This window comes from Streptomyces phytophilus, from assembly GCF_013870535.1.
In the GTDB taxonomy this organism is placed as follows: Bacteria; Actinomycetota; Actinomycetes; order Streptomycetales; family Streptomycetaceae; genus Streptomyces; species Streptomyces phytophilus.
In genome coordinates this window covers 1-5513 of sequence record NZ_JACBXC010000317.1, presented here as the reverse complement: position 1 = coordinate 5513, position 5513 = coordinate 1, and the positions used below count along the sequence as shown (strand labels likewise).

5 protein-coding genes are annotated in these 5513 nt (G+C 73.4%); 3 read left to right on the top strand and 2 right to left on the bottom strand.

Annotated features, from left to right (window positions below):
- Positions 1-364 (top strand): Maf family protein (locus tag H5J30_RS15905; protein WP_181788093.1); only part of this gene is annotated, 364 nt, incomplete at its 5' end.
- 83 nt (positions 365-447) lie between these two features.
- On the opposite strand, the gene H5J30_RS15900 is transcribed toward H5J30_RS15905, so the two are convergent.
- Positions 448-879 (bottom strand): hypothetical protein, encoded by a 432-nt coding sequence (locus H5J30_RS15900; RefSeq protein ID WP_181788092.1) that lies wholly within the window; start codon positions 877-879, stop codon positions 448-450.
- 420 nt (positions 880-1299) lie between these two features.
- On the opposite strand from H5J30_RS15900, the gene H5J30_RS15895 reads away from it, so the two are divergent.
- The gene (locus H5J30_RS15895) at positions 1300-3057 is read left to right on the top strand and encodes an acetyl/propionyl/methylcrotonyl-CoA carboxylase subunit alpha (RefSeq protein WP_181788091.1); all 1758 of its coding nucleotides are present in this window, start codon (positions 1300-1302) and stop codon (positions 3055-3057) included.
- Between the two features lie 118 nt (positions 3058-3175).
- Here the strand turns inward: H5J30_RS15895 and H5J30_RS15890 are convergent, their stop codons facing one another.
- Positions 3176-4606: an MFS transporter gene (locus tag H5J30_RS15890; protein ID WP_181788090.1), complete on the bottom strand. Its 1431-nt coding sequence runs from the start codon at positions 4604-4606 to the stop codon at positions 3176-3178.
- A gap of 120 nt (positions 4607-4726) precedes the next feature.
- On the opposite strand from H5J30_RS15890, the gene H5J30_RS15885 reads away from it, so the two are divergent.
- Complete coding sequence (locus H5J30_RS15885) at positions 4727-5311, top strand: TetR/AcrR family transcriptional regulator (RefSeq protein ID WP_181788089.1); 585 nt, start codon at positions 4727-4729, stop codon at positions 5309-5311.
- Positions 5312-5513: the final 202 nt, after the last annotated feature.

Genomic DNA, 5513 nt, shown 5'->3' with positions numbered 1-5513 from the left:
CGGCGCGGCGCTGGGCAAGCCCGTGGACGCCGAGGACGCGACGGCGCGGTGGAAGGCGATGCGGGGCCGCTCGGGGGTGCTGCAGACGGGGCACTGCGTGATCGACACGGCGTCGGGCAGGCGGGCGAGTGCGACGGCAGGGACGGTGGTGCGGTTCGGCGAGCCGAGCGACGCCGAGATCGCCGCGTACGTGGCCACCGGCGAACCGCTGTACGTGGCCGGGGCGTTCACCATCGACGGCCGCTCGTCGGCGTTCATCGACGGCATCGACGGCGACCACGGCAATGTCGTGGGGATCTCGCTGCCGCTGCTGCGCCGGCTGCTCGCGGAGTTGGGGGTGCAGATCACCGACCTGTGGGCGTAGCCGCCCGGCCCTCCGACCCGCAGGCGGTGCTGCTCCCCTGGCCCGTACGCGGCCGGTGCAGCGGGCAGCAGGCGGGGAGGTGCTCAGGCCGCCGGTGCAGGTTCCGCGCCCCCGTCGGGCTGCCGTGAGGGGGCGTCCTCACCGGTCAACACCAGCACGATGAGCCCGAAGAGCACCATCAGCCCCGCGAACGCCGCCCAGCCCACCAGCCCGACGGCCACCGCCGCCAGCACCGCGTGCAGCACCGCGCAGCTCACCAGCAGGATCCGCCCGGCGCGCCCGGGGGCCCGGTCCCGTACCGCGATGAGCAGCGAGACCGCGCCGCAGCACAGCAGGTAGAGCCCGACGGCCACGCCCGCCGCGCGCGTGGAGCCGGACATGACGCCGGAGTCGAGGCCGGCGAGGGACATCTCCTGGCGGTCGACGACCGAGCCCAGGACGAAGTGCACGACGGCCAGCCCGACCGCTTCGACGAGCAGCGCGGCACCGGCCACCGCCGCGACGGCTCTGCGCATGGCGGCACCCCCTGAACCAGGTCCGTTCGGCCCACTTACGCTACTGATGGGTAGTCGGAGGCGGCAAGGGTCCGCGCACGATGGACACCGGCCGGACACCCGACGGGCACACGCGGGGCGGGCGTCGGGGCGGGCGTCACGGCTCCGGCCGGACGGGCGACCCGAAAAGATTCCGTCTCGCCTTCGTATGGTTCCCACAAAAAGTTGTGCCGTCCATCTCCTCAACGGTCGCGAGACCTTGGCCACACGGCGGTTTCGCGCGCACGGCCGCGGAAGCGGCGTACCTTGGGAACTCAGGGCTACGCGCCCGAGTGCGGCGGCGCGGATCACTCTCTGTGTGGGAAAACTCACCTCCGGGTTCCCGCAGCGCAGAGGTGTCGCCATTACCTAAAATCTCGGTGTTCCGAGAAGGGAGCCAACGTGCGCAAGGTGCTCATCGCCAACCGTGGCGAAATCGCCGTCCGGGTAGCCCGCGCCTGCCGGGACGCCGGAATCGCGAGCGTGGCCGTCTACGCCGCGCCCGACCGGGACGCACTCCACGTCCGCGTGGCCGACGAGGCCTTCGCGCTCGGCGGTGACACTCCGGCCACGAGCTACCTCGACATCGGCAAGGTGCTCCGGGCCGCCCAGGACTCGGGCGCGGACGCCGTCCACCCGGGGTACGGATTCCTGTCGGAGAACGCCGAGTTCGCCCAGGCCGTCCTCGACGCCGGCCTGACGTGGATCGGCCCGCCGCCGCAGGCGATCCGCGACCTCGGCGACAAGGTGTCCGCCCGGCACATCGCCCAGCGCGCCGGCGCACCGCTGGTGGCCGGCACCAAAGACCCGGTCGGGGGCGCCGCGGAGGTCACGGCGTTCGCCGAGGAGCACGGGCTGCCGATCGCCATCAAGGCCGCCTTCGGCGGCGGCGGTCGCGGCCTGAAGGTGGCCCGTACGCTCGAAGAGGTCCCCGAGCTTTACGAGTCGGCGGTGCGCGAGGCCATCGCCGCGTTCGGCCGCGGCGAGTGCTTCGTCGAGCGCTATCTCGACCGCCCGCGGCACGTGGAGACGCAGTGCCTCGCGGACAAGCACGGGAACGTGGTCGTGGTCTCCACCCGGGACTGCTCGCTGCAGCGCCGCCACCAGAAGCTGGTGGAGGAGGCGCCGGCGCCGTTCCTGTCCCCGGAGCAGAACGCCGAGCTGTACCGCGCGTCGAAGGCCATCCTGAAGGAGGCGCACTACGAGGGCGCGGGCACCTGCGAGTTCCTCGTCGGCCAGGACGGCACGATCTCCTTCCTGGAGGTCAACACCCGCCTCCAGGTGGAGCACCCGGTGACCGAGGAGGTCACGGGCATCGACCTGGTGCGGGAGATGTTCCGTATCGCCGACGGCGAGGAACTGGGGTACGACGACCCGCCGGTGCGGGGTCACTCCTTCGAGTTCCGTATCAACGGCGAGGACCCGGGGCGCAACTTCCTGCCCGCGCCCGGCACGGTGACGGCCTTCGAGCCGCCGGCCGGGCCCGGCGTGCGGCTGGACGCGGGGGTGGAGTCGGGCAGCGTGATCGGCCCGGCGTGGGACTCGCTGCTGGCCAAGCTGATCGTCACGGGCGCCACGCGGCAGCAGGCGCTGCAGCGCGCGGCGCGCGCGCTGGGCGAGTTCACGGTCTCCGGGATGGCGACGGCGCTGCCGTTCCACCGCGCGGTGGTGCGGGACCCGGCGTTCGCGCCGGCCTCGGCGGTCGAGCCGTTCGGCGTGCACACCCGGTGGATCGAGACGGAGTTCGCCGGCGGCATCCCCCCGTTCGCGGGCGGCGCGGACGGCGACGCGGCGGAGGAGAGCCGCGAGACGCTGGTCGTCGAGGTCGGCGGAAAGCGCCTGGAGGTGTCGCTCCCGTCGTCGCTCGGCGCGGTCGCCTCGGCGGCGGCCGGGCGGGCGAAGCCGAAGCGGCGGGCGGCGAAGAAGTCCGGCTCGGCGGTCTCGGGCGACGCGCTGGCCTCGCCGATGCAGGGCACGATCGTGAAGGTGGCGGTCGAGGAGGGCCAGCAGGTCGCGGAGGGCGACCTGGTGATCGTGCTGGAGGCGATGAAGATGGAGCAGCCCATCAACGCCCACCGCGCCGGCACGGTCAAGGACCTCGCGGCGAAGATGGGCACGACGGTCACGTCCGGCGCGGTCATCTGCGAGATCAAGGACTGACGCAGACCGCAGACCCCGGACCGGCGCGGAACGACGCGGAACGACGCGGACTGAGACTGACCGGGATGGTCTGAGGCGAAGCAGGGGCGGGCCCGGTGGGCCCGCCCCTGCCGCGGCTTCAGGACTTGCGCGGTACGTTCCGGGCCCCCGCCATCAGCAGCAGCGCGAGCGCGGAGAACGCCGCCGCGGCGGTGAACGCGGCGCCCGTACCGTCGAAGAACGTGTGCCCCGAGGAGTGCCTCAGGCCCACGTCGAAGACGGAGACCAGCACGGACAGGCCGAGGCTCCCGCCGACGTACTGCATCGTCTGCAGCAGCCCGGAGGCCGACCCCGCGTCCTCGGGCTCGACGCCGCTGAGGATGAGGGTGGTCAGCTGCATCATGGTCAGCCCGACCCCGACGCCCATGAGCACCAGCGGGCCCAGCAGCCCGTCGGCGTAGCCGGCGGAGGCGTCGAGGCGGGTGAGCCACAGGGTGCCGGTGGTGTTGAGCGTCAGCCCGGCCAGCGCGGTGCGCTTCGGCCCGAACCTGGCCTGCGCGCGCGGCGCGAAGCGGGAGGCGGCGAAGAGCGGCACGGCGAGCGCCAGGAACGCCAGGCCCGCGCGGAACGGGCTGTATTCGAGGTGGCGCTGCAGGTACTGCGTGGTGAAGTAGAAGACGCCGAACATCCCGGCGGGGATCATCAGCATCGTGGCGTACGAGACCGACCGGTTGCGGTCGGCGAAGAGCCGCAGCACCACCAGAGGCCGGCGGACGCGGAGTTCGACGGCGAGGAAGCTGCCGAGCAGCGCCGCGGCGGCGGCGAAGGCGCCGAGGGCGAGCCCGTCGCCCCAGCCCCGCTCGGCGGTGCGGATGAAGGCGTAGACGAGCGAGGTCATGCCCAGGGTGGCGAGGAGCGCGCCGAGGGCGTCGAACGGGCCGCGCTGGCGCGGGGTCTCGTCGAGGTGGCGGGGTGCGAGCCAGGCGATGGCGAGGCCGACGGGCAGGTTGATCAGGAAGACCCAGTGCCAGGACACGAGGTCGGTGAGCGCCCCGCCGAGGACCAGGCCGAGCGCCGAGCCGGCGCCGCTGATGGAGGCGAAGACGGCGAGCGCGCGGGCGCGCCGGCGGCCTTCGGGGAAGGTGGTGGCGATCAGGGCGAGGGTGCTGGGGGCGGCGAGGGCGGCGGCGATGCCCTGCACGGTACGGGCGATGAGCAGCCAGCCGCCGCTGGGCGCGATGCCCGCGAGGAGGGAGGCGCCGGTGAAGGCGAGCACGCCGGTGACGAGCGCGCGGCGGCGGCCGATGCGGTCGCCTATGCGGCTGCCGAGGAGCAGCAGGCCGCCGAAGGCGAGGGTGTAGAGGTTGAGGATCCAGGACATCCGGGTCGGGGAGAAGTGCAGGTCGAGCGCGATGTCGGGCAGTGCGACGTTCACCACCGTGGCGTCGACCAGAAACATCAGCTGGGTGGCGACGATCGCGGTGAGCGCGAGCCCCGGGCGGGCGCCGCGGGCCGTGCGGCCCTGACCGCGGATGCCGTGGTCCGTGGGCGTGCGCAGGGATGTGGACACAGAGGTGCCTTCCGGCAGAGAATGAAGTGGAGGGTAGCTCCGCTTCACTATACGGAGGCTGCCTCCGTTTCTGCAATGGCATTCTGGGCTGCAGCGCGGAGACGACGAAGGGTGGTGCCCATGGGGACGGTGCAGGGCCGGCCGATGCGCGCGGACGCGCGCCGCAACTACGAACGCCTGCTCAACGAGGCCGCGACGGCCTTCGGCGAGCGCGGCGCGGACGCCTCGCTGGAGGAGATCGCGCGCCGCGCGGGCGTCGGCATCGGCACGCTGTACCGGCACTTCCCGGACCGCTTCGCGCTCATGGGCGAGGTGTTCCAGACCCGGGTCGACGAGCTGGCCGAGACCGCGCGGACGCTGGCGGCGGAGCCCGGCAGGACGCCGATGGGCGCGCTGACGGCGTGGATGCGGCGGTACGTGGACCTGTCCTCGACGATCCGGGGAGTCGCCGCGACGCTCATGGACGAGGGCCTGATGGTCAACTGCAAGACCCAGCTGCGGGAGACCGTCGAGCTGCTGACCGGCCGCGCGCGCGAGTCCGGCGAACTGCGCGCGGACGTCTCCCCCGACGACCTCCTGCGGCTGACGAGCGCCATCGCGTACGCGGCGGAGAAGGCGACGGCGAAGCACCCGGAGGACACGGAGATCGCGGACCGGCTCCTGGGCCTGGCCCTGGACGGCCTGCGCACCCGGCCGCCCGCCTGAGGGGCCGGCGGATGCGGGGCACCGCCCTGCCGGTCACCACGACGCCGGGAATCCGCCGGACCGCACCGTGAGGCGCCTGCCCGGCCGGTCACCGGTCTCCCGCTGATCTCCCACCGGTCTACGGTGCCGCGGGCGCCGCCGGAAAAGCTCCTCGGCGGCACGCCGGTCACCCACCGCCCCCGCGCGGCCTTCGGTCCCGTCG